The sequence below is a fragment of the Leptospira licerasiae serovar Varillal str. VAR 010 genome, assembly GCF_000244755.1.
In the GTDB taxonomy this organism is placed as follows: Bacteria; Spirochaetota; Leptospiria; order Leptospirales; family Leptospiraceae; genus Leptospira_B; species Leptospira_B licerasiae.
In genome coordinates, this window is sequence record NZ_AHOO02000005.1 from 504105 (window position 1) to 530826 (window position 26722).

28 protein-coding genes are annotated in these 26722 nt (G+C 40.4%); 8 read left to right on the forward strand and 20 right to left on the reverse strand.

Annotated elements, in window-relative coordinates; translation table 11 throughout:
* Window positions 1-93 precede the first annotated feature (93 nt).
* From LEP1GSC185_RS02875 to LEP1GSC185_RS02900, 6 genes are all read right to left on the reverse strand, one after another.
* Entirely contained in the window at window positions 94-1707 is a 1614-nt protein-coding gene (locus tag LEP1GSC185_RS02875; RefSeq protein ID WP_008591685.1) for a GMC family oxidoreductase, read from the reverse strand.
* Between the two features lie 5 nt (window positions 1708-1712).
* The gene (locus LEP1GSC185_RS02880) at window positions 1713-2216 is read right to left on the reverse strand and encodes a hypothetical protein (protein ID WP_008591169.1); all 504 of its coding nucleotides are present in this window, start codon (window positions 2214-2216) and stop codon (window positions 1713-1715) included.
* Window positions 2217-2289: 73 nt separating this feature from the next.
* Window positions 2290-4833: a ribonuclease R family protein gene (locus tag LEP1GSC185_RS02885; protein WP_008591377.1), complete on the reverse strand. Its 2544-nt coding sequence runs from the start codon at window positions 4831-4833 to the stop codon at window positions 2290-2292.
* The gene (gene tsaB, locus LEP1GSC185_RS02890; protein ID WP_008590920.1) at window positions 4830-5519 is read right to left on the reverse strand and encodes a tRNA (adenosine(37)-N6)-threonylcarbamoyltransferase complex dimerization subunit type 1 TsaB; all 690 of its coding nucleotides are present in this window, start codon (window positions 5517-5519) and stop codon (window positions 4830-4832) included. Before tsaB ends, LEP1GSC185_RS02885 begins: the two co-directional genes overlap by 4 nt.
* Window positions 5516-6076, reverse strand: coding sequence for a tRNA (adenosine(37)-N6)-threonylcarbamoyltransferase complex ATPase subunit type 1 TsaE (tsaE, locus tag LEP1GSC185_RS02895; protein ID WP_008589811.1), 561 nt, complete (start codon window positions 6074-6076; stop codon window positions 5516-5518). Before tsaE ends, tsaB begins: the two co-directional genes overlap by 4 nt.
* A gap of 8 nt (window positions 6077-6084) precedes the next feature.
* Window positions 6085-6942: an Hsp33 family molecular chaperone HslO gene (locus LEP1GSC185_RS02900; protein WP_008590985.1), complete on the reverse strand. Its 858-nt coding sequence runs from the start codon at window positions 6940-6942 to the stop codon at window positions 6085-6087.
* Window positions 6943-7113: 171 nt separating this feature from the next.
* On the opposite strand from LEP1GSC185_RS02900, the gene LEP1GSC185_RS02905 reads away from it, so the two are divergent.
* The 3 genes from LEP1GSC185_RS02905 to LEP1GSC185_RS02915 are packed head-to-tail and all read left to right on the forward strand — an operon-like array spanning window position 7114 to window position 10895.
* Entirely contained in the window at window positions 7114-9090 is a 1977-nt protein-coding gene (locus LEP1GSC185_RS02905) for a beta-galactosidase (RefSeq protein WP_008589565.1), read from the forward strand.
* Entirely contained in the window at window positions 9090-10031 is a 942-nt protein-coding gene (locus tag LEP1GSC185_RS02910; RefSeq protein WP_008590108.1) for an LIC_10030 family protein, read from the forward strand. Before LEP1GSC185_RS02905 ends, LEP1GSC185_RS02910 begins: the two co-directional genes overlap by 1 nt.
* An 18-nt stretch (window positions 10032-10049) precedes the next feature.
* Window positions 10050-10895, forward strand: a complete 846-nt coding sequence (locus LEP1GSC185_RS02915; protein ID WP_008589950.1) for an inositol monophosphatase family protein — start codon at window positions 10050-10052, stop codon at window positions 10893-10895.
* Window positions 10896-10938: 43 nt separating this feature from the next.
* Here the strand turns inward: LEP1GSC185_RS02915 and LEP1GSC185_RS02920 are convergent, their stop codons facing one another.
* The 5 genes from LEP1GSC185_RS02920 to LEP1GSC185_RS02940 all read right to left on the reverse strand — a co-directional run bounded on the left by LEP1GSC185_RS02920 (window position 10939) and on the right by LEP1GSC185_RS02940 (window position 15938).
* Entirely contained in the window at window positions 10939-11313 is a 375-nt protein-coding gene (locus LEP1GSC185_RS02920) for a c-type cytochrome (protein ID WP_008589533.1), read from the reverse strand.
* 10 nt (window positions 11314-11323) lie between these two features.
* Window positions 11324-12028: a urate hydroxylase PuuD gene (locus LEP1GSC185_RS02925; RefSeq protein ID WP_008596354.1), complete on the reverse strand. Its 705-nt coding sequence runs from the start codon at window positions 12026-12028 to the stop codon at window positions 11324-11326.
* A 145-nt stretch (window positions 12029-12173) separates the two neighbouring features.
* Window positions 12174-13379, reverse strand: coding sequence for an LIC10025 family lipoprotein (locus tag LEP1GSC185_RS02930; RefSeq protein WP_008590630.1), 1206 nt, complete (start codon window positions 13377-13379; stop codon window positions 12174-12176).
* Between the two features lies 1 nt (window position 13380).
* Window positions 13381-13884, reverse strand: coding sequence for a hypothetical protein (locus LEP1GSC185_RS02935; RefSeq protein ID WP_008591781.1), 504 nt, complete (start codon window positions 13882-13884; stop codon window positions 13381-13383).
* 119 nt (window positions 13885-14003) lie between these two features.
* Entirely contained in the window at window positions 14004-15938 is a 1935-nt protein-coding gene (locus LEP1GSC185_RS02940) for an adenylate/guanylate cyclase domain-containing protein (protein WP_008591139.1), read from the reverse strand.
* 121 nt (window positions 15939-16059) lie between these two features.
* Between LEP1GSC185_RS02940 and LEP1GSC185_RS20235 the strand changes: the two genes are divergently transcribed.
* The gene (locus LEP1GSC185_RS20235; protein ID WP_269739390.1) at window positions 16060-16182 is read left to right on the forward strand and encodes a hypothetical protein; all 123 of its coding nucleotides are present in this window, start codon (window positions 16060-16062) and stop codon (window positions 16180-16182) included.
* Window positions 16183-16205: 23 nt separating this feature from the next.
* On the opposite strand, the gene fliG is transcribed toward LEP1GSC185_RS20235, so the two are convergent.
* Window positions 16206-17219 (reverse strand): flagellar motor switch protein FliG, encoded by a 1014-nt coding sequence (fliG, locus tag LEP1GSC185_RS02950; RefSeq protein WP_008589915.1) that lies wholly within the window; start codon window positions 17217-17219, stop codon window positions 16206-16208.
* Between the two features lie 133 nt (window positions 17220-17352).
* On the opposite strand from fliG, the gene LEP1GSC185_RS02955 reads away from it, so the two are divergent.
* Window positions 17353-17715, forward strand: coding sequence for an arsenate reductase family protein (locus LEP1GSC185_RS02955; RefSeq protein ID WP_008590638.1), 363 nt, complete (start codon window positions 17353-17355; stop codon window positions 17713-17715).
* Between the two features lie 14 nt (window positions 17716-17729).
* On the opposite strand, the gene LEP1GSC185_RS02960 is transcribed toward LEP1GSC185_RS02955, so the two are convergent.
* The 5 genes from LEP1GSC185_RS02960 to LEP1GSC185_RS02980 are packed head-to-tail and all read right to left on the reverse strand — an operon-like array spanning window position 17730 to window position 21510.
* Entirely contained in the window at window positions 17730-18719 is a 990-nt protein-coding gene (locus LEP1GSC185_RS02960; protein WP_008590200.1) for an aldo/keto reductase, read from the reverse strand.
* A gap of 15 nt (window positions 18720-18734) precedes the next feature.
* The gene (locus LEP1GSC185_RS02965; RefSeq protein ID WP_008591089.1) at window positions 18735-19352 is read right to left on the reverse strand and encodes an L-threonylcarbamoyladenylate synthase; all 618 of its coding nucleotides are present in this window, start codon (window positions 19350-19352) and stop codon (window positions 18735-18737) included.
* A complete protein-coding gene (locus LEP1GSC185_RS02970) occupies window positions 19349-20092 on the reverse strand; it encodes an SDR family NAD(P)-dependent oxidoreductase (protein WP_008591386.1) in 744 nt (247 codons plus the stop codon). The genes LEP1GSC185_RS02965 and LEP1GSC185_RS02970 overlap by 4 nt, the downstream gene beginning before the upstream one ends.
* Window positions 20089-20592, reverse strand: coding sequence for a hypothetical protein (locus LEP1GSC185_RS02975; RefSeq protein ID WP_008591461.1), 504 nt, complete (start codon window positions 20590-20592; stop codon window positions 20089-20091). The genes LEP1GSC185_RS02970 and LEP1GSC185_RS02975 overlap by 4 nt, the downstream gene beginning before the upstream one ends.
* Window positions 20593-20631: 39 nt before the next feature.
* The gene (locus LEP1GSC185_RS02980) at window positions 20632-21510 is read right to left on the reverse strand and encodes a hypothetical protein (RefSeq protein ID WP_008591095.1); all 879 of its coding nucleotides are present in this window, start codon (window positions 21508-21510) and stop codon (window positions 20632-20634) included.
* A gap of 72 nt (window positions 21511-21582) precedes the next feature.
* Here LEP1GSC185_RS02980 and LEP1GSC185_RS02985 point away from each other — a divergent pair, with 72 nt between their 5' ends.
* Window positions 21583-22137 (forward strand): Maf family protein, encoded by a 555-nt coding sequence (locus tag LEP1GSC185_RS02985; RefSeq protein ID WP_008589922.1) that lies wholly within the window; start codon window positions 21583-21585, stop codon window positions 22135-22137.
* 24 nt (window positions 22138-22161) lie between these two features.
* On the opposite strand, the gene LEP1GSC185_RS02990 is transcribed toward LEP1GSC185_RS02985, so the two are convergent.
* On the reverse strand, window positions 22162-22383 hold the full coding sequence (locus LEP1GSC185_RS02990) for a hypothetical protein (RefSeq protein ID WP_008590754.1): 222 nt from the start codon (window positions 22381-22383) through the stop codon (window positions 22162-22164).
* A 95-nt stretch (window positions 22384-22478) separates the two neighbouring features.
* Between LEP1GSC185_RS02990 and LEP1GSC185_RS02995 the strand changes: the two genes are divergently transcribed.
* Window positions 22479-23582, forward strand: coding sequence for a DNA polymerase III subunit delta (locus LEP1GSC185_RS02995; RefSeq protein ID WP_008596121.1), 1104 nt, complete (start codon window positions 22479-22481; stop codon window positions 23580-23582).
* Here the strand turns inward: LEP1GSC185_RS02995 and LEP1GSC185_RS03000 are convergent.
* The gene (locus tag LEP1GSC185_RS03000; protein WP_024863976.1) at window positions 23527-24423 is read right to left on the reverse strand and encodes an AAA-type ATPase lid domain-containing protein; all 897 of its coding nucleotides are present in this window, start codon (window positions 24421-24423) and stop codon (window positions 23527-23529) included. The genes LEP1GSC185_RS02995 and LEP1GSC185_RS03000 overlap by 56 nt on opposite strands.
* 7 nt (window positions 24424-24430) lie before the next feature.
* On the reverse strand, window positions 24431-26005 hold the full coding sequence (locus LEP1GSC185_RS03005) for an LIC10012 family protein (RefSeq protein WP_008590683.1): 1575 nt from the start codon (window positions 26003-26005) through the stop codon (window positions 24431-24433).
* Window positions 26006-26139: 134 nt separating this feature from the next.
* On the opposite strand from LEP1GSC185_RS03005, the gene LEP1GSC185_RS03010 reads away from it, so the two are divergent.
* Entirely contained in the window at window positions 26140-26694 is a 555-nt protein-coding gene (locus tag LEP1GSC185_RS03010; RefSeq protein WP_008589617.1) for a lipoprotein LipL21, read from the forward strand.
* Window positions 26695-26722 lie beyond the last annotated feature (28 nt).

Consider the following 26722-nt stretch of genomic DNA (forward strand, 5'->3'; position numbering starts at 1 on the left):
TTCCCTCCGAATACTACAAAAGAAGGAAGGCATTTATCCAATTTTGGATGAGAACGCCACGAATAAAGTGGAATTCTCGCCTTCCTATAGGAATTATTTATTTCCTAAAACTTCTGCCTTTCTCTGTGCCAAGGCTCTTGCGGCCCTCAAATTCACACTCATGGTCGTAATCTGAGGATTTACGGATAATCCAGTAGGATACACGGAAGCATCCATTACGAAAATATTCTTATGACCATAGAGTTGAAAGTCCATATCAACCGCACCTAGGTCGGGAGACTTAGCTGCTTGGATAGAACCATGAGGGTGAGCGGAACCGATTGCGATCTTTCCCGGCTCGATACTTTTATCCAGGATCCAATCGAACTTGGAATTTTTATCCACTGGGATAGGTTCTTCTACATCAGGGAATGGGAATACGATCGCCTTTGCACCGGCGGCAACTTGAACTTCTGCAAGTGCCTTCAGACCTTTGAGTAAATTTTTGCCGTCGGTAGGAGTTATCTCGAAATATACTTTTCTTCTTCCCAAAGACCATTTTACAGAAGCGTTCGCCTCTCCATCCGCGCCGTCACGAACGAGTACGATCCCAGCACTCATGTTCGGATATTTTTTCATAGTATCAAATTGTCTCTGACCATAGAAAGGGATCAAAGAACTCGCCAAAGTAGGACGGAAAGGAGCAACTTCTAACCAATATCCATAACCTGTATTATTTTGGTTATGGCCGTCCTTAATCACTGCGGATTGAGGAGGTCCGGAGAACATATTGATTGTCTCATCAAAGATCGCAAAGTTCGTGCTTGTAGGATGGACTTTCAAATTTCTTCCTACCCAGTCGTTTCCGAGGCCGGATCTTTGCAGAAGTGCAGGTCCTTCAATTGCACCGGCACTCACGATAACAACCGGAGCGTCGATCACTACTTTTTGCAATACATTGCTTGGAGCCTTTTCGTAAGGATCAGGAGTAAATTCAGCAACTACAGTTTTAATATCTCCGTCTTGGATGTATTGCGCTCTCATATTGGAGATTACAGTAGCGCCTGCCTCGATCGCATCAGGGATCCAAGTTAAGAATGCGGATTGTTTTGCATTGATAGGGCAACCCAAACCGCAACGGCCGAGCCCTATACATCCTCTATTATTGTTTTTTAATACTTCAGGATGCAAGCCTAATGCTTTTCCGCCTTTCATTAAAGTGCTATTGTTTGCATTGATCAAATTTTGAGGAACTTCGTGAACACCTATTCTTTCATGTACTTCCGAAATATAAGCGTCCATTTCCTGTCTTCCGTAACCTTTCCAACCGAAACGAGAATCCCATTCGTTGGTCACGTAATCGGGGGGATAAAGAGAAGTTTGCCAGTTTACAGTGGTAGAACCTCCAACAGTTCTTCCTTGTAAGATGGAAAGAGTTTGCTCTTCTGAGATGATAAACCCTGCATCCCTATACAATCTAGCTTGGGAAAGGAATTCATCTCCTGTGAATTTTGCAGGAGTAAAATATCCGCCTTCTTCGATCAGGATTACTTTCCATCCTGCTTTAGCAAGGGTGGCAGCTACAACCGCCCCTCCCGCTCCGGAACCAATGATGACAGCTTCCGCTTTCAATTTCCAAACTCCGTCTTTGATCCCGTTCTCTTTGATCAAAGATTCGTGTTTTTCCGGAGTGATGATCTTATAATTTGCCTCAGGAATTGCTCCCATAGTTCTTAACCTTTATATCCCACTAGTTCGTTATAATCTCTTTCCATAGATACCAAGAAGAAAGACAACTGACGCATGATATTGTAAGCGCCTCTTTTCAAAGATAAGGAAGAGTTTTTCCAGGAAAGAAGTCGTTTCTCTCTATCTTCTTTGGAAAGTCCGACCATAGAGGTAAAAGAAAAATCCAAAGCAAGAGAAACAAGGGAAGAGCCCGGCAAGAATGCCAATAATTTCAAAACAGATTCTGTATCGATAGGATAAGGATGACCGTAGATGTATTTATCTGCGGCGACCCCCAAGTCGAATCCTTGGATTGGATTTCCTACGAGGAAAACTTCTTCCAATGATTTGAAAGCAAGGTATTCAGAATCACTCAGTCCATGCAATTTAGGAATTGGTCCAGATTTGCAGGAAGCTTGGGGAACTAGGATGGCCGATACGGCCGCCGTTTTGAGCAAAAACTTTAGAAAGCGACTACGAGAAACTTTCTCATCCAGAAACGATTCCAATTCTAACTCCTAAACTTTGTTCGAAAAAACAAAGTTTGCCGTAACGAATGTTCTGGAATATGTTTGACTTTGTCTATCCTTTCTTTTGGAATTTTTGCATCTTCACATAAATTTTAATTTCTTCAAAATCAATTCTATCCAATTCCACTTGGAAAGTTTCTCCTAATGAATATTGTTTGGTATATTTTTTAGAATAGAATGTGAAGTCAGTGTCCGCTTGTAACTCTCCTTCGTCAGTAAACTCAATCGCAGGAATGATCGCTTCCACTGGAGGATTATTCAATTCTACAAACGCAACCGCTGCTTTGAATCCGACAAGAGTTGCAGTAAATTCTCTGATACCAGTTTTTTCCAAAAATCTGCAGGCTTTGAGTTTATAATAATCTCTTTCTGAATCCGTTGCCTTTCTTTCTTCATGAGAAGTATGAAGACCCATTACTTTAATGTCTTCTTCGGAATATGGTTCTTTTTCCGAGAGTAGGATACTTTCTAAAACCCTGTGACAAACCAAATCAGGATAACGACGAATGGGAGAAGTGAAATGACAATAGTCTTTGAAACCTAGTCCCCAATGTCCCAAATACTCTCCCGAATAATATGCCTGCATAAAACTTCTCAAAAGAGAAATATTAAACAGACGCTCTGCTGGGCTTCCTTCGATCACTTGTAGGACATTACGAATCGATTCGTAAGACGTATCCTGTAATTGTGCGTTGACCCCGTTCAATCTTAGAAACGAATTTAGCATTTCAAGTTTTTCCACATCCATCGGTTCATGGACACGATATAAAGTCGGTCTTTCCTTCTTGCGTATGTATTCTGCTACTTTGATGTTCGCAGAAAGCATAAATTCTTCGATCAGGATATGAGCCTGTAATCTATCCACAGGTTTGATCTCGACCACATTATGTTCGGAATCGGTGACTACCTTGGTCTCTTTCAGATTTAGATCGATTCTTCCCGAGTTTAGTCTTCTCCTCCTAAGAACGTCCGCAAATTTCATCATCTGAAAGATCCAATTTTTCGGATCTCCCGATTTGATCTCTTCTTCCGCACGATTATAAGTGTATCTTTCGGCTACACGTATTATGGATTTATAAAATTTAGCATGGAAGATAGTTCCGCTCCAATCCGCTTCCATCTCCACTGTAAATGCGAGACGATTCTTCTTTGCAACAAGACTACAAAGATTTTCGGAAAGTTCAGGAGGTAACATCGGAACTACTCTGCTTCCTAAATAAACGGAAGTTGCCCTGGCATATGCTTCAATGTCCAGAGCAGAGCCTGGTGTTACATAGTGAGAAACATCAGCGATATGAACGTAAAATCGGATCTTCTTGCCTTCGTCTATAAATGAAATTGCATCGTCAAAGTCCTTTGAGTATTCTCCGTCTATCGTGATGGATTTGAGTTCTCTTAAATCCACTCTAGAATTCCAGTTGTCTACTGTAGACTCTTCCACTTCGTCCGGAAGTTCTTCTAACTTTATTTCCTCCGGATAAAGGATCGTATAATTGTACTTCATTAACATCCGCATTAGATCCGTGTCTTCTTTTGTATCCGACTCGAATCTAACGAAGTGAGCTTCGTATAGATTTTTTTCATGATCGGAATCCTGCTTTAAGGTTACGATCAGAACATCTCCGATATTGATCTCATCCTGTAGATCCTGGAGTAATGTTTTGCGGGGAAGGAAGCCCTCTTTCAGATCTCCTTCCATATCCAAAAAAGTTCCGACTATAAATTTATAATCCTTTTCAGTGACCTTCATTCTATAAAGTTCACGCCCTCTGCGAATAACAGATACGACTTCCCCTTCTAACTTTCCTTTGCGGCCGATACCTGTAGGAAGAATTTCCACAAGGTCACCTTGGATAGCGGAGGAAGTGTATTGTCCAGGAACAAAAACTTCGGTTCCAGTAGTCAGTTTTACGAAGCCGTCTCCTTTTTTACTTAAAGAGATGGTTCCGCTTAAGGTCTGATTTGAACGAACGATTATATTCTTTTTTTGGATCTCTATCAGACCTTCATTTTCGAAAAAGATCAGAATCTCTTCCGCAGAACGTTTTTGTTCTTGGGCTTCCCATTTTTCCCTTCTATAACCTTTTTTCTGGCCTGCATGCGCGATGAACTTGGAGTATACCTCTTGCATCGAGAGAACTTTGCCTGCTTTAGAACGGAAAAATTTTAGAAGTTTTCTACCCGGCTCATTCTCTCTTTCCCATTCATGACTTCCGAATTTTCTATCGTAAAATTTTGGCTTTGATGCAGGTACATGAGATTCCGGTTTGGAGTCTTTCTTAAACTTAGGAGTCTTAAATTCTTTTTCTTTTTTAGGAGGAGAAGGCGGTGGAGGATCAAATTTACGGCTTTTTTGATCTCGTTGGACTTTCTTTTCGACAGGAAAAATTTCCGATTCGGCGGAGCGAGAAGACTTATGATCCTTTTTCTTTTTAAAGATCATCTCCTTTGCTTCTCTGATCTTTTTTCTTAAAGCGTTCTCTTTCGATTCTTTCGGAACGGGTCCTTTGGATCTTTTGTTCTCTTCACTATTCTGTTTTGTTTTTATTTTTTTCTTTGTCTGTATTTGTTTAACTGTTTTCTTTTTTTGTGTCATGTATAATATACCTTAGGCTTATCGTCAGCGTAAGTTCCTCTTAGATAATTCGGAACTAATTGCAGATAAGAATGATCTTCCGGTTTAGATAACGCCTTCTTGATCTCGCTGGACTTCTCCAACAAACTCGCTTCCGGCGAAGGAAGATTTTCTTTCATATTTGTTCCCGCAAAAAATTCGGGAGAGTCGCTGAACTTAATTCCGGTAAGATAAGAGCCTATCCTATCTTCCGGGATTGTTTCCGGGATCAGATCCGGAGCAATGTCCAAGGTGCCCCAATAACCTCTGGAGTCTCTTAGACCGAAATAAATTTTTCCTTGTTTCGCTTCTATTCCCACACAAACGGAAGATTCGGATTCCGCATAGTATTGGCTGGTGTACAATTCTAAACTATCAATTCCTAAGACCGGAATATTCCAGATCTGTGAAAAATTCCGCGCAGTCGCTACTGAGATCCTGATCCCGGTAAAAGATCCAGGACCGGTTGTAGTTACTATTATATCAGGTTTTTCCCAATTGGATACCTTCAAACAATTGGAAATTTCTTTAATGAGTAATAGAGAGGATTCTCTATTATGCAATTCCCGATATTCGGAAAGTTTTTCCAGTTTGCCATCGTTCGATTTAAGATAACATCCGACTAGGATCCAAGAATTGGTCGCATCGAAGAATAATATTTTTGTCATAAGATTTTCTCCGACTTCAGAAAGGACTCGATCTCTAAATCGGGCCTTCTCCATTCTTCTCCCAAAAACTCGATCTGCAGATTCCGAGTATCTTCGTCTGCTTCTTCCAAACCGATCTTGATAATGAATTTTTTACCCTTAAATTCAGGTTCTGCCTTTTCCCACCATTCTATCAGTGAAATCCCTTTGCCGTCCCAATATTCTTCAAAACCTAAGTCCGTAATTTCCTCAAAAGAACCGATCCGATACAGATCAAAATGAAAGATCTTTAAGGGATCTCCCGATCTATTTTGAATTTCCGGAAACGGATACTCATTCATCAAAGTATAAGTAGGTGAATTTACAAATAATTTGGATCTATCCAATTCTGGTTTCAGGTGATCCAACAAAGCATTTACAAGTTTAGAAACAAACGTGGTTTTGCCTGAGCCCATCTTTCCGGAAAGAAGAAGTAGAGGAAAGTTTCCGTCTTTCCAGACGGCAGCTACAATCCCTGCAAGTTTTAAGACAGGGGTATCGATAGAATCTAAGGTAAGATTTTCAAACCGTCCTGACATTCTACTTTCTAAAATAACTCTAAGACCTGCGCCTTTGGAAATCTATAGATAGAATTACAGAATTCACAAGTGACTTCGATCTGTCCTTGCTCTTCTGCGATATCCATCGCTTCTTCTTTTCCTAAATTTTGGATGAGTTCTTTGATCTTCTCTTCCGAACAATCACATCTATATTCCGGCCTTCCGGTCTCCAATATCTCGAACTTTGTATTCCAAGAAGATTGCAAAATTTCTAATGCTTGGGAAACGGTCCCTTCGTAAATTTTTGATTTTTCCTCTTCTAGTTTTCCGGCAAGTTCTCTGACTGCATCTATATGTTCCGGTCTCGCTTCCGGTAACGCTTGTAAGAACAGACCTTTGATTCTCCAATGGAGACCTTCTTGTTTGACATAAGCCACCAAAAAGGAAGGTACCTGTTCCGAATCTCTCAGATAATTTTCGATATTCGTTTCAAAACTTTGGTTCCGAAAAGGAACGATGGATTGATAAATACATTCTCCGTCTTTCCAACGGAATACTTTCAAAATCCCTAAATTTTCTTCGGAGATCTGTCCGGATTCTATATCTTCTTCAGGACGATGTCTTAAAGTTGCCTTAAGTCTTCCGTTACGAGTACTATATGCTAATACTGAATGGATCTCTGAGTCGTCGTAAAAGCGGATTTGAACGCTTACCTTTGTGTCTTCTTTTACTAAATCAGCCAAGAAGAATGCGGCTAGCATTGTCCTTGCAAGAAGCTCCGTACCAGCATCGTCAAAACCGTGTAAGTTAGACGCTGCGGTTACTGCGTAAGAAATTTCCGCCGAGGAAAAACGAAAGTGAACGTCGGGAAGAATCCCATAATGGTATATATCGTTATTTTCCATGTAATATCGGATTCCCGACCTGTAAGGGAGAGATTCTAATCTATTCTCCCTGAATCGTATCGAAAAGACAGTATTTTTTCCGAATTTCGATGGGATTTCCCGGTTTTCTTTCTGGAAAGATCTTCCCTTAAGAGAATTATCGTCTCTACCTTTTTAAGATGCGAGGATCGAATGATTTTCGGAGCTGATTATTATCCCGAACAATGGACTCCTAAAGATTGGGAAGAGGACATTCGGATCATGAAGGACATGGGATTATCCAGAGTCCGTCTCGCAGAGTTTTCTTGGGCCCTAGTAGAACCTAAAGAGGGCAAATTCGATTTTTCTTTTTGGAAGAAGATGTTGGATCTCTTTCATAAGCACAAAATAGATGTGATCCTAGGAACTCCAACAGCCACATTCCCCCCCTGGCTCGCAAAAAAATATCCTGACGTTCTTCAGACCAGAGATGGAGTTTTAAGAAACATAGGCACAAGAAGACAAGCATGTTTCTCTTCTCCAAATTATAGAAAAGCAGTGGTTCGAGTCGTTACTAAGATGGCCCAAACATTAGGAAATCATCCTGCAGTTATCGGCTGGCAGATCGACAATGAGATCGGTCACGAAGGTTCCGATATTGATCATTCTGAAACTTCTCTTAAAGCATTTCGTCTTTGGTTGAAACAAAAATATAAAACGATCCAGAACTTAAACGATACTTGGGGAAATATTTTTTGGGGAGTAATCTTTAACGACTGGAACGAGATTCCTTTGCCAGGTCCTCATGTGAGCGCAGGTTTTAATCCATCTATGATCCAAGACTTTTATAGGTTCCATTCGGATACGATTGTGGATTTTGTAAAATTGCAGGCCGATATTGTTAGAAAGTTTTCTCCTAGCAGAAAGCTTACTACGAATTTATATCCGAGTCCTTTTCTCCCTGTGATCGATATGAGCGAATTATTCACGCATTTAGATTACGTTTCTTGGGACAATTATCCTACTTGGGGAGACCAAGAAGAACCGTTCCCTCATCCGTTTATCTCAGCGATGCATCAGTACAACCGAGGCTTGAAAGATCTTCCGTTTACCGTGATGGAACAAATATCAGGATTCCAAGGGCATGATACTTTGGGTTATCTTCCTGCTCCAGGTCAAATACAACTTTGGATGAAACAAGCGATCGTACAGGGCGCGGAACAAATTATATTTTTTAGATATAGAACTGCAAGATTCGGACAAGAGCAGCTCTGTTACGGGATCTTAGACCACGACAAGTCCTTGACCGATAGATATTTCGAATTGCAAAAAGGGATCTCTGAGATCCTGCCTGAAGCAGAGGATTTTGCATCCGAACATTTTCCCGCAGATGTGGCAGTTCTTCATGATATAGAGAATGCGAGGAACTTCAAACACCAACCAATCTCTTCCGGTTTAAAACATAGTCCTGTTCCTTTTGCACAAGTGGGTTACGACATTGAAATGGCCACTTGGTTTGCAGGTCTCAATATTCTAAACGTAAACACTCACTTCTTACCCATATCAAAAGCTGACTTTTCCAAATACAAAGTATTGGTACTTCCACTGTATGCAATGGTAGAAGACACTATTGTAAAAAAATTGGAGCAATTCGTTAAAGGGGGAGGTGTTTTAGTTTTAGGATATAGAGCAGGGTTGAAGGACACAAACTCATGGATGTTGGATTCTCAGGTGCCTGGTCCATTCTCCGAAATGGCAGGAGTCAAAGTCAGAAAGTTCGAATCAGTAGGAAATCAGAACGTTAAGTTCCGATTCAGGCTATTACCGGGCACTTGTTCCAAAATCTGTGAAATACTTGAACCGACTACTGCCAAGGTTTGGGCAAGATATTCCGATAATAAAAAATTTTATAAAGGAAAACCTGTCATAACTTGTAATCGATTCGGAAAAGGATCTGTCGTATACGTTGGAGCAAGCCTCAGTCCGATATCTTTTATGCTATTGTACAGAAGAACGTTAAGAATGGCAGACGTCCCTTTTACTTTTTACGGACCTACAGTGGAGCGCAGCTTTAGAAAGGGAAAGTCGAAAGACTACGAAATTTTTATCAATCATTCCGGTAAGAAGGCTCTCGCCGGTTTCAAGCTACTCAAACCGTATGAGGTGAGGATCTTGACTAAAACAAAATAATGAAGCTGAATGAAGTTAAAGAATTAAACAGGCTCTTACAGAATCATTCGAATGGAAGGAACAAGGAAAATTCCGTTTATGTGGATAATCTTCATACTTCCTTCATTGAATTCGAAGAGAAGTTTATTCTACCTTCCACTTCTGTCTTCGAAATTGAGTTTAGCGCCGCAGAAAGTTTTCTGAAGTCCTTACTTCATCTGGCACCCGAGTTAGTCGCGGATTCTCTAGTTCTTCCCGAACCTAGACCAAAAAGAGATATCGATCGTTTGTTTCTGATCAGACCGTTCTATACCGAAGGAGAAATGTTTAGGGAAAATTCTCCGGAAGTCTGGAGAGATAAACTTCCTCCTTTTGCTATCGTTACCAGCTTTCATGTAATGCATCTTGGCGGTGCACCCAAGGAAGACATTTATGCTCAAGCTTCTCAGGGAAAAACTATGTCCGTTTACACCAAGAGAGCCTATTTTTCTTCCAGAGTGATCCCTCTGGATTCTCTTACATTGTTAGAAGATGCAGTGATCGACTTCACCGCTAAGAAGTACCAAGAATCCGATTTTATGGTCCAGATCTCAAAGGATACGTTCGAAGGAGTTAGGCACACATATTCCGAAATTTTTGACGAGGTCGACTATTCTAAGCAGGTGAACTTTATCCATGAGTCCCTAGGGATCACTCCTTCGGATTGGACTCTTGGAAAAATTTTCGCACCTTTGGCGGTGGAATACCTGACCCTGACCACCAGGTTTTTGGATCCTTCCCTAGATAAGATCGCAAAGGATTTTAATTCGTTTCACCAAGTAGTTGATCTTTTGTTAAGACCAGGCAGCATGACCTTAGAAGAATCTGCCCGAAATTCATTCTTCGCTTGGCTCCGATCTCATAAATCGGAGAGGATCATTTCCCCCTCGGGAAACATGGCCTGGAAAATTTTGCGGGCGTAAAGGACATAAGACCCGAACATGGAATCCTTAGCACCTCCCATAGATTTCCCTCTTGAAGAAGTGAAGAAGAGAGTGAAATCAGTCCAATCCGTATCCGGGCTTATACTGGAATCCGCTCGTAAACTCCAAAAGGAGATCCGAGTTTTCGGGATCGTAAGCGACTCCGAAGAAAAAGAACGAATTCATAAAGCGGACGAATTGATGGGAAAATTTCTAATCGATTTCATCCGACAAAACTTTCCAAACGACTCCATCATTTCCGAAGATTATTTCAAACACGACGGAAGTAATTCTTTCCGTTGGGTTTTGGACCCGATCGACGGATCTATGAATTTTGTACGAGGCATTCCTCTCTATTGTGTATCCGTAGGTTTAGAACATAGAGAAACTCCTGTTGCAGGAGTTGTATTCGCGCCGGAATTAGATACACGTTACTCTGCAATCTTAAGCCAAGGTGCATTCAAGAACGGACTTCGAATTGATGTTTCTAACACGGACGCACTTGCAAGATCCCTTTTGGTATCCAGCTTTCCTACAAATAGAAAGGAAATCTTAAACGAAGTCATTTCCGACATCACTGCATTCATCAGTTGCGGTAGATCTATGAGAAGGACCGGATCTTTCGTATTGGATACATGTTGGGTAGCAGAAGGTGTACTCGACGGGATTTGGGAGAAGGGTGTAAAACTCTGGGATACTGTCGCAAGCTCCGTGATCTTAACGGAAGCAGGCGGTAAACTCACAGACTTTCAAGGAAAACACTTCTTATCGGGACAGGCAGAAGTGGTAGCTTCCAATGGAAGGATCCATAAGCAGATCATAGATATTCTAAGAAATGTTCGGATCTCCATCGGAAGAAATTAAATCCAGTAAGCTGCGCGGACTACGTCGAAGCTTACTAAAGATCTTATTGTTTCAAAAACTCTTCTAATGATCTTATCTGAGCTTCCGTAAAATTAAAACGGGTCATCGCCGTACTCTGACGTTTAGGAACGTAACCTGGAGGATATTCTCCTCTCATTCTAGCTTCCAATAATTCATACGAAGAATTTGCCACAGATGGTCCGACTGCGCCGTCCAGTTTGGGATTTGCGTTATGACAAGCAATACAGTTAGCCATATACAATCCTCTACCGGCTTCCGCTTCCGGAGAAAGTGGCTTGGATTCTTTACAAAAAGAGAATACTAACGTGAAAAATGTTACGAGTAGAAAGCTAAAAAAAGAAAGGCGGTGATTACCGCCCTTCTCGCTTCCACTCCGATTGATTTGGAATGGATTCATTCAATATTCCTTAAGCAGTTAAAAGAACTTCCATCAGAACATAGGTAACTAAAGCGAAAATTACTCCGCTAGTAATTACACCTTTTACGGTTTTGATCGGCTTAACAGTAGGACCGTTTTGGTCAGCAGTTAAAGCATTCACTTCGAAGATCACAATCAAAAGTACCATAATTCCGAGGAAAACTCTCAACTTATCCGGGCTATAGTTAATAGGAAGATTACGAGCAGCTCCCATTGCAAATAACATTGGAATAGAGAAGAAAGTGTTAGTTCTAGAAGCTACGAATGCGCGATTTGCATTAGGAGCAGGATCCACAGTGGTCTCTCCCTTAGCTTTTGCGATCACAACTTTTTGATTCGGCCAGATCACGAACCAAACGTTCGCCCACATAGCCGTTCCGAAAAGTGCACCCACTAGAATTACTACAACCCATTGGGAATTGTGCGGAATACCTTGCGCTCCGAGTGCGATAGCAATCATCGCTATACCGGATAAGAAGGTAAACATTGCGCCCCAACGGAACCACCATAATGCGCGTGGAACTAGTTTCTGAGTTGCGTTCTTTTTTGTATCCGCATCGGTCTCGTTGAAGAAAGGACCTTGTACAAAGTTGAAGTAGTACAACATTCCGATCCAGGTTACCCCGGATAAAAAGTGAATATACTTAACTAAGTAATAAAGCCCGTTCGTGGTGGTAAACAGGGTTAATTCCATGATTCCTCCGAACACAGTTCTAAAATATTATTCGGTCGTTAGCCGAATGCGATTAGGATTATTTGTGAAAGAGGTCCAGTCAAGCAGTTTTAGAAAGTTTCTAAATTGGTTTTACGAACTTCAAGTATACTTGAAGTTTTAGGGATCATTTACCTCTTAAATCTAATACGATATTCTTTCCAAGTTCGGTAAAGAAAGAAGGTTCATCGTCATCGTCGCTCGACTTAAAAGGAAGAAAACGATCTCTAAAAATTTCCGACTCAGTAGTTAACAAAACCTTGGTCTTATTCCCGTTACGTTTGGTTTTATTTTCGAAACGTGTTCCGCCCTTGCCGTCGGATCCTTCCACCAAAAGTTTAAAACTTCCTTCAGCATATTCATCCATATTTCCGGGGATAAAGAAGTTCACTGCTCCCGGTGGAAAAATGGAAAGAAATCTACCACCTATCGTGGTTTCCGGCATTTTGCTATAATATCCTATGACAGTGTCCATATTACCTGAACGACTAAACTTAAGAGTATATCCTAATCCTCTAACATCGATCTTTAATCCAAAAACGTTGATAAACAGATATGTTCTAAGATACAATGTTTTAGGAGAAGCCCAATACCCTGCAGGAGACTTTGGAATTCCTAATATAATTTTTCTGCCTTCGTTATAAAATTCCCAACCCTTAGTAAAACCTCCCGGCTGGAACAACTGAAATCTGAAGGAAACTTGTCCTAATCGTTTATTCCATTTTTTATATGCGATAGGAAATTGTTCCTTCATTCTTTCCGAAAGTGTATAGGTAAGAAATAGTTCTTCATGATCTTTTTTAATCTCACAATCGAACTGATGGCATAAGAATTTCTGAAGAGAAGAGTGTTCTAAAACTTGATTCGGCTCGGCCCTACGAAGATGTTCTATAGTATCTTCTATCATGGGAAAAACATCGAATACGCTTACTTCAGGCGAGATCATCTCCACTGTTCGAGTGATCTTATAAATAGGCTTAGTGTAAAACTCCGCAGGCTCGGCCTTTACAAAAATAGAATACGGACTTTCCGGAAAAACGGAAAGAGGAGAATCGGATATTTCTTTCCTGAATCGATCTCCGCTCTCGCTTAGGCGAAAGGAAAGAGCAAGATATCCGTCTTTTTTATAAAACTTCTCTTCCGAATCTGCTTCCGGATTTCCGTACAAAATCCCACGGACTGGATCGTCCGTAAATTCGGTCTGGATAAAATCTTGGTATTTAAAATATCTTTCGAAATAGTTCGCAACATGGTGATTCTTTCTTACGCAATTTCCGATTAACGGAAGGACTAATAAAATTAGAAGATAATAAGAAAAAACTTTTTGGTTCATTTTATCTTCCGCTTTTTGTTAATTTATAAAGTTCGGAAACTTTCGCATCGTCTACAGATTCAAAATACTCTTTGTGAATGAGCGCGCCATTAGGAGAATATACTCTTAAGAAAGATTTTCCTTCTACCAGGCCGGTGGATAAGGTACCTTTTTTATCCAACAAAATACTTTCGTAATCTTTCTCTTTTTCCTGGAGAATATAATCAAAAACCGCAGAAGGTGCATTTTTCAAATCCAAATATGCGGAGAATATAACTCGATCTTCGTCCTTTAATAATGTCTGCATCTTCCAGTAGATCTTGCGTCCGTGCTTTCTACAAAGGACTATATCCTTAAAACGGCAGCCTAGTAAAAAGTATGTGTTCCCTTTTACACTTGCTGAGCTAAAAACTTTTCCTTTTTGGTCGGCTATTTTGAAATCAGGAAGTCTTTCTTTCTGCTCAGCACCCAAACCTAAAGTTGAGAATAACAAAACTATCGGAAAGACTCGGGTCTTATACTTCATTCTTTAGGATTTCCTATTTAGATATGGTTAAATTCGGATTACAAAACCAAGTATCCAATCAGACAGGAAAAGGTTTTATACGTTCCCTAAATTTTATAAGAATAGATCGAAATTGGAAATTATTTTCTGTGAAGCCTAAAAATCCCGTCCCAATCTCCTGGGGGAGTCTGGTTAAGGATCATTTTGGTTCTTTTGGCGTAGAGTTTTACGATATTGTCTGTAGGCTTTTCTTTGTATAATTCCTTAAAGATCGAGAAAGCATTCTTGAACTGTCCTGCTTTGTAGAGAGCGATTCCTTCGTTCAATTTTGTTTTAGAACCTTCCTTCCAATCTATTGATTCCGGTTCGTCAGCTTGAAAAACCTCATACAAAATTACAGGTTGAGTCTTTCCTTTTACAATTACAGTATCGATCTCTCTCGCCATTACGTCCGAAAGAAGGTTTAAACGTAAGAAAGTATGATGTGTTACCAAAATTTTTGTCTTATAAAATCCGGAAAGACTTTGAACTCTAGACGAAAGGTTTACCGTATCCCCAACAACGGTAGTATCAATCCTTCTCTCGCTGCCGACAGTTCCCAGAATCAACGGTCCGGTGTTCACTCCGATTCCCAGATCCGCACCGATGCCAATCGCGTCGTTCCGAGACGCCACAAAACGAACCATATCAATTGCTGACTGCAAAGCGTTATCCGCTGAGTTAAAATTCTCTTTCTCGGCTCTATCACTATGATCGGAGAACAATGCCATAATCGCATCTCCGATATACTTATCCACGAAACCTGCATTCTTAAATATAATGTCTTCAAAGGCGGAGAAGTATCTATTCAGATATTTTATATTCTCATCGGGACTTAACTTTTCGGAAACGGTAGTGTATCCTCTTAGATCCGCGAAGAAAACAGACATTGTTTTTTCTTTCGAATCGCCTATTTTAATCTCTACAGGACTTTCTCTATCAAGTATGGAAATGAATTCGGAAGGAACAAATCTGTAAAACGCGTCTCTTTGTTTTGAGATCTCCAAGTTCAGCGCTTGAGACTGTTTATATAAACTTACATATCTGGAGACCAAAAGACTAATGATCACAAGAATGAAAACGGAGAAAGAGATCTTAAAGAAAGGATAATGGAATCCGGCAATCTTAGTCATCGCATCGATCGTATCCCAAAGTCCAAAAAGACCGCATACCCCGATACCCACCGCAAGTTTAATCGAATCGGGCTTTTTCAAACGAATCGCATTCGCAGAAAAGAAGATCACATACAAGAGCATCAAAAATAGAAGCCCTTGGAAAACGGTCAAATTTGGGAGGACGTACTTAAACGGCAAAAACCAATTCGTTAAGAACAGAATCCCGCTTAGGACGCAGAAACTCCTAATGATCCAAAATTTTCCTTCTTTTTGATAAAAGAAGTCTTTTGCAAAAAGCATAAAGACGGGAACCATCGGAATAAGTGCGGAAATTTCCCCCCTAAAAAACAATTCAGTATCCGGACCACCAGGAAAGTTAATAAATTTATTATATATATGAAAGGTGGTAAAATAGAAGTATACGGAAGAGAATAGGGAGAATAATCCGAAATATAAATAATAAATGTCCTGCTTTCTTGTTACAAAGAACAGAACATGATAGAAACCGAATATAAAGTAGATCCCGAAAAGAAATATATCGAAGTATTCCGAAGTGGAATTATATATTTCCTCCAACGAGGAGATCCTAAAATTTTTAGGGTGATAGAATCCGAAATGATCGTTTGCCTTTATAGGATTGCTGTCGGCCATTCCCATAAAGCGGATCTTCAATTCGTTTTTGCCCGACTTTAAGATTCCATGATCAAGCGGAATGATCAGACCTTTAACAGAACGGTTTTTAGTAAGTTGTCCGTTAGTAGGTTCGTACCATTCTTCTCTTATTAAAATTCCATTCAGCAGAATTTTCCAATTTTCCCCAATATCGGTAATATAAAGACCTGATGGAACCTTAAGTAAGTCATCTGCCTTATCTAAATTGAATTCTGTTTTGATCTCAACTTGATGAAGACCTGAATCCATGGGGATCTGAAATAGACTATTGAAAGTCCATGGCAAATTAGGAAGTGGTGTCCAATCTTCGGAGACGGATTCTTGCTTTTTACTCTTAACTTCCGTTTTCTTTTCGTTCGGAGTTTCCGTTATGATTCTTCCCGTCCATTCCAGGTCGGAAAAATCTATCTTTCTAACAGGTTTAGTATCTGATATACAACCGAACTGGAAGATCAGTAAAGTAACGCATACCCAGAATATAAATCGTTTGTGAGCTATATGGTCCAGGTTCGGACCTCACATAACGAGTTCGTCTTCGCCAGCACGTGCGACGACGATATCTCCGGATTCTTCCAGCTTACGTATGATATTAACGATTTTTTGCTGAGCATCTTCCACGTCTTTAATACGAATAGGTCCCATGAAGTCCATATCCTCTCGGAGTAGGTTCGCAGCACGCTTGGACATGTTCTTGAAGATCTTTTCCTGAACTTCTGTATCAACTGACTTAAGAGCTTTTGCAAGGTCGGAGTTATCTACTTCTCTCAATACTTTTTGGATCGCACGGTCGTCGAGTAATACGATATCCTCGAAGACGAACATTCTCTTTTTAATCTCTTCCGCAAGTTCTGGATCTTCTTCTTCCAGAGCTTCGATGATCGTTTTCTCCGTTCCCCTGTCCACAAGGTTCAAAATTTCTACCACTGAATCGATACCACCGGCAGAGGTATAGTCCTCGCTCGCCAATGTAGAAAGCTTTCTTTCCAAGACCCTTTCCACTTCTCGGAGAACGTCCGGAGAAACTCGGTCCATGGTTGCGATCCTTTTTGCAACTTCTGCTTGGATCGTATGAGGTAATCCTGATAGAATGCTGGATGCTTTCTGGGGATCTAAATAAGATAAAATTAATGCGATAGTTTGAGGGTGCTCGTTCTGGATAAAGTTCAATAAGTGCTGAGGGTCAGTTCTTCGAATAAAGTCAAAAGGACGAACTTGCAAACTCGAAGTAAGTCGGTTGATAATATCGATCGCCTTCTGGTTACCGAGGGCCTTCTCCAAAAGTCCTCTAGCGAAGTCGATACCTCCATTCGAGATGAATTCCTGAGCCATCATAAGCTCGTTGAATTCTACTAGGACCTTCTCCTTATCTTCCGGAGTGATCTTATCTAGACGTGCGATCTCGAACGTGATCTGTTCGATCTCGTCTTCACGCAGATGTTTAAAAATTTCCGAAGATACGTCGGACCCTACGGCGATTAGAAAAATGGCCGCTTTTTGTCTTCCGGTAAGAGAGGTCTTTTTATTCAGCACTTTGAGCGCGTCCTAAGGAATATTATCGGCAAAACTTTCCATTTTCAAGGTAAAGTTTTTTTGTCGCTTCCGGCTTGCAAAGACGACATAAATTCCGAATTTGGGAAGGGAAAGCTTTGTAGGAGATCCAACCGTGAAATTAAAAGTTTACGAATACAAAAATTGTAGCACCTGCCGAAACGCCTTAAAATTCCTGGAAGGCAAAAAGATAGATTTCGATAAGAAGGCAATTCGGGAAACACCGCCTACCAAGGCAGAACTCAAAAAAATGCTCGGGTATGTTGGCGGAGACTCTAAAAAATTGTTCAACACTTCTGGCGGAGATTACAAAGAATTAGGTCTTAAAGACAAACTTTCCAAAATGAGCCTAGACGAGCAGTTCGAACTACTTTCCGGGAATGGAAACCTAGTAAAAAGACCTTTTGTATTGGGAGAAAATTTCGGATTAGTAGGTTTTAAAGAAGAAGAATGGAAGGCCGCTTTAAAGACTAAATAAGCCCTCCCATCCAATTATCTACCTACAGAGCCCATGCTAGAAGCCGGATAACGCAGTCCGGCCGCGGCATCTTTAGGAGCCACTGAATTGATCCTGTCCAGATCTTCCTTGGACAGCTTGACCGAACTCGCTCCTATATTCTCTTCTAAATACTTGCGTCTTTTGGTACCCGCAATCGGAACTATATCCTGCCCCTGAGCAAGAACCCAAGCCAAAGCAAGTTGTCCTGCAGTAACCGATTTTTCATTTGCGATCTCTTTGATCTTCGCCACTAATTCTAAATTTTTTTGGAAATTCTCTCCCTGAAAACGAGGGGAGTTTCTTCTAAAATCAGTAGGATCTAGGTCCTCGAATTTTTGGATCTGACCGGTTAAAAACCCGCGACCAAGCGGACTATAAGCTACGAATCCGATCCCAAGATCTCTACAAGTTTGTAAGATACCGTCTTCCGGATCTCTGGTCCAAAGAGAATATTCGGTTTGCAAAGCGGAGATAGGATGGACCTTTGCAGCTCTCTTGAGCGTATCAATTCCTGCTTCGGATAGGCCTATGTATTTTACTTTTCCCTGCTTTACTAGATCTGCCATTGCACCCACTGTTTCTTCGATCGGAGTATCGGGATCCACTCTGTGTTGATAATACAGATCTATCGTATCCACACCTAAACGTTTTAAACTTCCTTCGCAGGCCGCTTTTACATATTCAGGCTTTCCATTATATCCTCTTTTGTATGGATCATTCGGATCTCTTACAATACCGAACTTGGTGGCGACCACTACCTTTTCTCTTTTTCCTTTGATCGCTTTTCCTAAAAGTTCCTCATTTATATGAGGACCATACATATCTGCGGTGTCGAATAACGTAATTCCTAAATCGATCGCACGGTGAATAGTCGCAATAGATTCGGTATCGTCCGTTTGTCCGTAAAAATCCGACATTCCCATACACCCTAATCCTTGTTCGGATACGAGTGGGCCTATCTTTCCCAATTGTCTTTTTTGCATGATTGCCTCCAGAGATTATAATGAGTTGATCTTTTCCATTCCCTTGCCTTCTCTTAAGATAGAAATTCCATCTCCTGTGCAATCGAGAATGGTAGATAATTCCAATTCTAGAATTCCTCCATCTATGATCCCATCCACTTTGTTGCCATATTCTTTTTCGATCATGTCCACATCGGTTACGAATTCATCTTTGAAAAATACGGAAGTAGAAGTAAGAGGATTCGGATGAAGTTCCAATAAAGCCTGCAGATACTTAGAATCAGGGATCCTTATTCCAATATTTTTATCCTTCTGATTTGAAAATGACACTCTAGGAAGATGTTTATTTGCCTTAACGATGAATGTATAAGGTCCGGGAGTGATCCTTTTCATTAAACGAAATGCTTCGTTGGAAAGTTGTTCCATATAATTGGAAGCTGTAGAAATATCCGCGCAAAGTAGAGATAGAGGCTGGTTCTTAGAAATGTTTTTTAGTTTGTATAGTTTTTCGACTCCTGCATGAGATTGGGAATCTGCGACCAAGCCGTAAACTGTATCTGTTGGAAATACATACACCCCTCCCTCGGATAATTTTTTGGAAATTTGTCCGAGGATCCTTTTCTCAGGATTTTGGGGATGTAATTCTATTATCATATACCGGAAGTAACACCTCCGTCCACGACGATAGCCTGACCGGTAACGTAAGCCGCCGCATCGGAAGCCAAGAAAACTGCAGCGCCCGCAAGATCTTCCGGTCTGCCTAATCTAGACATAGGGATCCTTGCTTTCATTTGCTCCAATACTTCGGGTCTTTCCTTGATCATTTCCGTCATGTCCGTATCTATAAATCCCGGACAAATCGCATTTACTCTATATCCGGAGCCTGCCCATTCCACCGCTAGGGCCTTGGTCATATTGATGACTGCACCTTTTGTCCCGCAATACACAGACGCAAACTTAGTGCCGACGATACCTAGGACTGAGGCGATATTGATAATGTTTCCGCCTTTTTTCTTATGTATTTTATAGTATGCCTGACTTGCACGAAACACCCCCACAAAATTGGTTTGTGTCACGTTTTGTATGTCTTCTTCCTTAAAAAATCCTGCAGGTAAATTGGTCGCAACTCCTGCATTATTTACAAGTACATCTAGTTTTCCGTGCTTTTTACTCAATGCTTCAATAATAGGATCCATTGCTCCAGGTTGGCGAATATCAGCTGCAAAAGCTTCAATCCCGGATCCTTCCAAACGTTTAATGGATTCAGCGGAAGAACCAGTCCCATATACCGTCGCACCTGCGTTTAAAAATCCTTGAGCGATCTGTCTTCCGATCCCTCTTGTAGCTCCTGTCACTAATACTGATTTACCTGTTAAATCGAATACGTTTTTCAAAATTCTCCTCCCTTTTCGTCTGTTTTAGGTTCCGAATAATACACTTTAGGTTTGTTCCCGTCTTGCAAAACACCACAAGGATGTTTGGATCTGTCTTTGTCGGATCTTCTCCCGGCGGAAATATCATATCTTTCGAATAGTTTTTTAGAATCTATTCTCATATTATTTCCGTAATCCGTGTTAGTTGCCTTGATCTTTTCTTTTTTCTTAGGCAAAGGCTCCGTAGGATCGTTAGGTTCTTTTTCCTGTTTGGATTCTTCTTCTATCTTATAATCGTTCTTTAAAACTCCGCGATCTATATAATGAGAATATCCTTCATATTCTTCATGAAACGGATCACAGTCGGAAAGATCCGGAGTTACAACTATCTTGTCACAGAATAGATCGAACCAATCACAAGTATTCTCAAACGTTTGATTCTTGAAATTTTGAAGATTGAATCCTCTGCATGATACGGATGAAAGAAAGAACAGAAGCAAGATGATCTTAGGGAATTTCATATTCTATTCTTACTTTCGGAAGGAAAACCGGAAAGACCCTTACTTTTTAACTTCGCCGCTAGGAGTAGAGTTTGCCGGGTCTTTACTATTTTTAGACTCTCCCGGTTTTTTACCGGTTCTAGATTGGTAAACGCTTATGATCGCTTGTTTTTCTTTTTGGCGATTTTTCTCTTCCGATTCACTCAATACTTCCAAGCAATCGTCCCAATATTTTACTTCTTCAGGAGTTAAATAGTCCGTTTCTAAAACTTTGTTTTTAGTAAGTTTTTCTTCGGACTCCAGCTTTCCTTCTTTTGCTTTTTCTAACAGGATCTTGGCTTTATAAAGTTGTAACAAACCTTGTTTCGCAAAATATAAATTCTGCCCTTGGTTCCCGACTTCCCTTTCTAGCTTAGCCGCCTGCCAAGTATCCCTATAGATCTGAAGATGCTTTTCCATAACAGGGATATATTGTTTGCCTGGTGCTTCCGTATTCAGTTTCAGATCCACAACCTTAGGCTGGATATCCTTCTCCAATGCGTCGGAACGATTGAATACTTCTTTTGCTTGAGCCTCTGCCAGTTGATCCAATTTCGTTTTTAAGGTTTGAAATTGGTTTCCGGCAGATTCCCATTCTCCCCTTTGAAAAGATGATTCTGCCTTTGAATAATCTGCTAGGGAAGTATCCCAGTCAGCCTTCTTACCGAAATTTAAAAGGCTGGTCCGAAGGTATCGTAAGGATATCCAAGATTTTTTACGCAATGAATATGCTCTGGATTTAAGATCCACATTTGAGTTAGTCGGTTTGGTCTCCGGACTATCGGTAGATGCGGTTTTTTTAGCTTCTTGGGAATAAGAAGAAGTGAAAGCCACTATCAAGATAAGAATTACCGAAACTAGATTGCGTATAGAGAAGAATGATCTAAGAAATAAATTCATTGGTTCGATCCGTGCGAACATTGATACTGGGAAAAGGAGTGTCTGGCAAGGCTTTTCTTTCAGAATGGATATATGCTCATTCTGAGATCCCAATCTCCCAGAAGAAAAGAGATCTTACAATCCTTAGGATTACATTTTCAAATCCTACCTCTTCCCGTCGACGAAACTAGCCTGCACAAAGAAACACCTGTTCGTTATTTAGAAAGAGTGACCATGGCTAAACTCGGGCCTAAACCAAAGGATCCGGAAGAAATGATCTTGGCTTCCGACACAATAGTAGTTTTTCAAAATAAGATCCTGCAAAAACCTGCAGACGAATCCGAAGCGTTCTCGATGATTTCCGAACTTTCAGGAAAATCGCATCAGGTCTATTCCGGCCTAGGAATAATGACCGAGGATAAAAAAATTTTCGATTACGATGTTTCAGAGGTGGAATTTCTTCCTTGGGCTAAATCCGAAATTTTAGAATATATTAAAATTTGCAAACCGTACGACAAAGCTGGATCTTACGGAATTCAAGATCGGAATTCACCTGTGAAAAATTTTAGCGGATCTTATTCGAATATCTTAGGATTTCCGATCCGTAAATTTTTCTTATACCATACTCTTTGGAGCAGGTTTCTATAATTTCTAATTTGAGAAAAAGGAAACTTAAACGTAAAGATCTAGAAATCGACCTTTAGAAACGGAAGCATCCTGAGGAGAAGAACTTCCATCCGGCCCGTAAAGTTTCAGGGACTTTCCCATATCGGAAAAATCTCTTTGTCGGATCGGTTCTATTGCAGGCACCCTGGACTGATTTAAGATCGGTTTGATATAGGTAAGATAATCTTCTTGGGCAGAAATTCTTTGAACGCCGTCGCTGATTCTCATAGCTGTTACCTATTTAATAGATCGGAAAAATCCGGGATCTACTTTAGGAAAAGAATCGGATCATCCGCTTGACTGCCTGCAGAAATCCTTCCAGGATGATTTCCGTGGCCGATACCAAAGTTTCGAATTCTTACGAAAATCTGATCGATTTTCTTCACAAGACCAAACCCAACCTGGAATCCTTGCCTCAAGTTCTATTTGTGGTCTCCCAGGATTCTTACGAATTCGGTGTAGTCAGCGATCTGTATAAAACCGCCTACAAAAAAAGTGCAGATCCTTATGAGATCGTGGTGTTTGTCGCTGAACCGGGAGATCTGGAGAATTTTCAGAACGAAGCCGGAAACCTCGATATGTTTGCGGCACAAAAATTATTCATCATCAAATCGGGAGTCACATTCTTTAAACCTTGGCTGGGAAAAACAAAATCCAAAACTTCTCCTAAATCTTTTTCAGTTCCGGAAACCGTAAAAATTCTGATCCATTATGATCATTGGGATCTTCCCAAAGAGTTGCTTTCTATATTTGGAGACAATGTTTCCCATTTTAAATCCTCTAAAATTTTCCCCGATAAAAGAAAAGAAGCCTTCTTAAGAGCCTCCAAAGAGGTAGAGGTCAAATTGGACAACGAGGCAGAAGAGGAGTTTCTACTTAAGGTAAATCCAAGCGCCGGGGCTTACTTAAAAAATTTAGAAAAACTGAAATTATATTTAGGAAAGAAAAGTTTCAACCTTGCGGATCTGAAAGAAGTGTTATTCCAAAGTTCTGAATTTAGTTCTTCCGAAATTGTGGATTATTTTTTCGAAAAGGATTACGGAAGATTCTCCAGGGAATTTTCCAAGTTCAAGATAGGGAAGGATTCACTTCTAATCTTTCTTTCTTTAGTGAAAGATCATTTGGATAAGTTAAGAATTTATAAAATTATTTTGAGACTGTATGACAAGGTCCTGAGTGAAAAAGAACAGTCCGATCTCCTTGGAATCGGAGCCTATTCTCCTGCTCGAAAAAATCATACTTTTAAGCGTCTCAGAAAAGAAAGCTCTGCATTTAACGATCTGGAAATTAAGGAACTATATGAGTTCTTACTGGAAATGAACCAAAAGATCAAAACAGGTTCCGAAAAAGAGGAAACAGTATATTATTTCTTCAGGAAGATGGAGGATTTTTTCCATCCTCGGAATCGAACAGTTCGAACTCGGTGATCTTTCTATAAATTGTTCTTTCGGAAATTCCCAAAATTCTCGCAGCCTTTTCTCTATTCCCGTTCACTAAGATCAAATTGCGTCTGATAATTTCTCTTTCATAATCTCTGAGAGGAATTCCGGTACGAACAGATAGATTATCGTTTTGTTTATAACCTGTTTCGAATAATTCAGGAGGGAGATGTTTTGTATCCAACGTCTTCACGTTATGAAGTGAGACCATCGCTTCTAACATATTTTTTAGCTGATGAAGATTGCCGGGATAATCATACTCTAATAAAAACTTTCCTAACTTTTCGGATATTTTAATATTCTTACGATTATATCTTTTACCTATCAGATCCAGAAAAAAACGAGTTAAAGGGGGGATATCTTCCTTTCTATCTCTTAACGTAGGAATTTTTACCTGAAGAGTTTGGATTTCGGTCATCAAAGACTCTTGCACTTTACCGGACTTCACTTTTTCCGGAAGATCAGGTTGATCGGAAAGCAAATATCTATTCTTCCCTTTTTCATTCCGGATCTTTTGTAAAAGTTGCACTTGAAAGCTTGGATTTAAGTTGGAAATCCCCTCTAAAAAAATCGTTACCCCCGCTTTACCGTCTAACTTAGAAAAGATCTCCGAAGTCTCTTGCTCCGATTCGGAGACTGAAAAATCGAAGACCTGATATTGTGGAAACCTGTCTTTGCAAAATGAGTGAAAAAGATACCCTAAATAACTTTTTCCTGTCCCTGATTCTCCTAAAAACAAAATCGGAAGATCCGAAGAGACCGCTTGTTTCATACGATCCAAAATTTTGCGGGTAGAAGGGGATAATGCGATAAAATTAGATTCTTCCATGACTCTGCTACGGCTGAGAAACTTCCAGGATCTCTCCCTTTACTAAACAATCGAATTTGAATTTTTCCGTATTTCTCAGATAATTTCGAGCAACGGACGGATCACATTCCAAAATTTTAGCAGTAGAGAAAGTATATCGTTCTAACGAATCCGGTATTACTTCGACCCCCTCCGATGAAAAAGAGGATGAAAGAAACGTAACCGCCCATACCCCTTTTTTTCCTTCTGAAAATCCGGATAAGTTAGGGACTCGGATCCAAAACGCCTTAGACCCGGATTTGACTAATACTTTCGGAAAATTTCCAAAATATTCGGAATTAGAGGCCTCACTTACGGAACTGGAGAATAAAGATGCAAAATTGCTGCGGACCGGCTCTGAAGTTAGGATCTTTTCCTTCTTCACTTCTTCATAAATAGTTCCTAAACTCCATGGATTTAGGAACTCTCCCAATGAATATTTGCCTGCAAACTCCACTTTTTCGAGAGAAGAATCTTCTATCTTCATTTTTGGATCGGGAGAAACACTGGTGCTATATAATTTTCCTTCTTTGAAGACCAAAGTTTTGGAATCTCTCGGAGTTACTATTCTCTGGAAATAGGCAACCTCTCTGAACTCTGCTCCTCTTTTTGCCGCTTCTTTATGTTCCCTACGTGCTTCCGGTCCGGCATAAGAAGAATATAGAATGGAAACTTTAGCTCCTATCTGGCTCAGACCCTCGATCGCAGCTCCGTACCCACCGATTGAGTTGGAAGCTTTGGCATTAGTGAGAATGCTGATCATTCTTTCCTTTTTCTTTCCCGGAGAATCCTCCGAACTTAGAATTCTTCTTAATCTAACAAGTGCATTCGTAAGATCTTGGGTATTGGATTTTCCTTCCGATTTAAAATCCTTCCACTGTTTAATGAACTCAGAGCGACTGGATTCCGGAAAAACTTTGGAGCCATTCTCGCTAAAAACAACCAAACGAAATTTTGTTTCCGGCTGCCAAGAGATCGCTTCTAATTGCGACATAAATTCTTTTCTTTCAGGTGCGTACGAATAAGAAGAATCGAGTACGATGATCTGTGATTTCGCAGCTCGTACAGGTTCTCTGGAATATTCTTTTATCTTTTTTTTAGGAACCAGAGGAAAGGAATCCTTGGTCAACTTCTCTAAAGTCTCAAACAGATCTTTTCTGCCGATGATGGAGTATTCTTCCATTTTAGAAAGATTACAATCGTATACGGAACGATCGATCCTGATCTTTTCCTCAATCGATAATTGGTCTCGAACTACATAATCCGGTTTGAGCCTGGAGCATGTTTGTTTGAATTTTTCTCTTGAGATCTGAGGAATTAGAAAATCTTTTATTTCCGGATCTGAATTCGGAGAGAGTTGTTCTTTTATCTGAAGAGAATAGATCCTGGTCGCATAGAACTGGCTTAATTTAGCCAACTCATACGGCTTTTCTCCAGTTCCTTCTAAAGACACAGGAGCTTGTCCTTCCCAATTTCCCGGAAGAAATACGACTGTCGTCGCTATTGCGTCGCTGGTCGCCAGAGTTAGCAGAACAAAAAGATAATTTCGGAAATTTTTTGACAATTGTGCGCTGCGAATTAATTTTTTTTTACCAAAAAGTTGGCTGCTTTTAATTTTAAACGTATTCATTAAAAAATGGCTTGCGGAATCCGTTTAATGGATATATTCCTCAATTCCATCTGATCAAGGAGAAAATGATGATCAAGAAAGTAATCGTTATTGCGCTGTCTGCTGCATTACTTACCTACTGTGGAGCAAATACCGCTCAGAAAGATGCTACTTCCGTTGGCGACGGAGGATGGTCTTTCGAAGGTTGGGGTGGACCGCCTGAGCAAAGAAACGACGGAAAAACTCCAAGAGATACCAATCCTAAAGACTATTATTACATGAAGTTCGCTTCTCGCGCATCTGCTAAAGCCGTTGCGAAAAAAAGTCTCGCAATGATGCAGTCTACTTGCCGCGAAGCTTCCCGCTTACAAGGTGCTTCCGACGTTGTTAAAAAAATGGTCGGTGAGACTGTTGAATCCGCATCCGGAGTTTCCGACGGTGAAGCAACTGCTTCCGTTATCGTTGGTACTTCTGCAGGTATCGTTAAAGGAGTAGGGGTTTACGAGTGTAAAGCTACTGGCCCAGGTTCCGATCCTAATGATGTTTCTAAAGACAACTGGGAAGAATGCCAGTGTGTTATTTACGCTAAATTTCCAGGTGGACGCGACGCTCTCGTAGCTAAAGCTCAAGAAATCGGTAAATAATATTAATTCGGTTCGAGTTTTTACTCTG

Bases quoted from the DNA above. Each gene is read 5' to 3' on its own strand.
- LEP1GSC185_RS02875 (WP_008591685.1), bottom strand. From the start codon at position 1,707: ATGGGAGCAATTCCTGAGGCAAATTATAAGATCATCACTCCGGAAAAA.
- LEP1GSC185_RS02885 (WP_008591377.1), bottom strand. From the start codon at position 4,833: ATGACACAAAAAAAGAAAACAGTTAAACAAATACAGACAAAGAAAAAA.
- tsaB (WP_008590920.1), bottom strand. From the start codon at position 5,519: ATGACAAAAATATTATTCTTCGATGCGACCAATTCTTGGATCCTAGTC.
- tsaE (WP_008589811.1), bottom strand. From the start codon at position 6,076: ATGTCAGGACGGTTTGAAAATCTTACCTTAGATTCTATCGATACCCCT.
- LEP1GSC185_RS02900 (WP_008590985.1), bottom strand. From the start codon at position 6,942: ATGGAAAATAACGATATATACCATTATGGGATTCTTCCCGACGTTCAC.
- LEP1GSC185_RS02905 (WP_008589565.1), top strand. From the start codon at position 7,114: ATGATTTTCGGAGCTGATTATTATCCCGAACAATGGACTCCTAAAGAT.
- LEP1GSC185_RS02910 (WP_008590108.1), top strand. From the start codon at position 9,090: ATGAAGCTGAATGAAGTTAAAGAATTAAACAGGCTCTTACAGAATCAT.
- LEP1GSC185_RS02915 (WP_008589950.1), top strand. From the start codon at position 10,050: ATGGAATCCTTAGCACCTCCCATAGATTTCCCTCTTGAAGAAGTGAAG.
- LEP1GSC185_RS02920 (WP_008589533.1), bottom strand. From the start codon at position 11,313: ATGAATCCATTCCAAATCAATCGGAGTGGAAGCGAGAAGGGCGGTAAT.
- LEP1GSC185_RS02925 (WP_008596354.1), bottom strand. From the start codon at position 12,028: ATGGAATTAACCCTGTTTACCACCACGAACGGGCTTTATTACTTAGTT.
- LEP1GSC185_RS02930 (WP_008590630.1), bottom strand. From the start codon at position 13,379: ATGAACCAAAAAGTTTTTTCTTATTATCTTCTAATTTTATTAGTCCTT.
- LEP1GSC185_RS02935 (WP_008591781.1), bottom strand. From the start codon at position 13,884: ATGAAGTATAAGACCCGAGTCTTTCCGATAGTTTTGTTATTCTCAACT.
- LEP1GSC185_RS02940 (WP_008591139.1), bottom strand. From the start codon at position 15,938: ATGGATTCAGGTCTTCATCAAGTTGAGATCAAAACAGAATTCAATTTA.
- LEP1GSC185_RS20235 (WP_269739390.1), top strand. From the start codon at position 16,060: ATGATTCTTCCCGTCCATTCCAGGTCGGAAAAATCTATCTTTCTAACA.
- LEP1GSC185_RS02960 (WP_008590200.1), bottom strand. From the start codon at position 18,719: ATGCAAAAAAGACAATTGGGAAAGATAGGCCCACTCGTATCCGAACAA.
- LEP1GSC185_RS02965 (WP_008591089.1), bottom strand. From the start codon at position 19,352: ATGATAATAGAATTACATCCCCAAAATCCTGAGAAAAGGATCCTCGGA.
- LEP1GSC185_RS02975 (WP_008591461.1), bottom strand. From the start codon at position 20,592: ATGAAATTCCCTAAGATCATCTTGCTTCTGTTCTTTCTTTCATCCGTA.
- LEP1GSC185_RS02980 (WP_008591095.1), bottom strand. From the start codon at position 21,510: ATGAATTTATTTCTTAGATCATTCTTCTCTATACGCAATCTAGTTTCG.
- LEP1GSC185_RS02985 (WP_008589922.1), top strand. From the start codon at position 21,583: ATGCTCATTCTGAGATCCCAATCTCCCAGAAGAAAAGAGATCTTACAA.
- LEP1GSC185_RS02990 (WP_008590754.1), bottom strand. From the start codon at position 22,383: ATGAGAATCAGCGACGGCGTTCAAAGAATTTCTGCCCAAGAAGATTAT.
- LEP1GSC185_RS02995 (WP_008596121.1), top strand. From the start codon at position 22,479: ATGATTTCCGTGGCCGATACCAAAGTTTCGAATTCTTACGAAAATCTG.
- LEP1GSC185_RS03000 (WP_024863976.1), bottom strand. From the start codon at position 24,423: ATGGAAGAATCTAATTTTATCGCATTATCCCCTTCTACCCGCAAAATT.
- LEP1GSC185_RS03010 (WP_008589617.1), top strand. From the start codon at position 26,140: ATGATCAAGAAAGTAATCGTTATTGCGCTGTCTGCTGCATTACTTACC.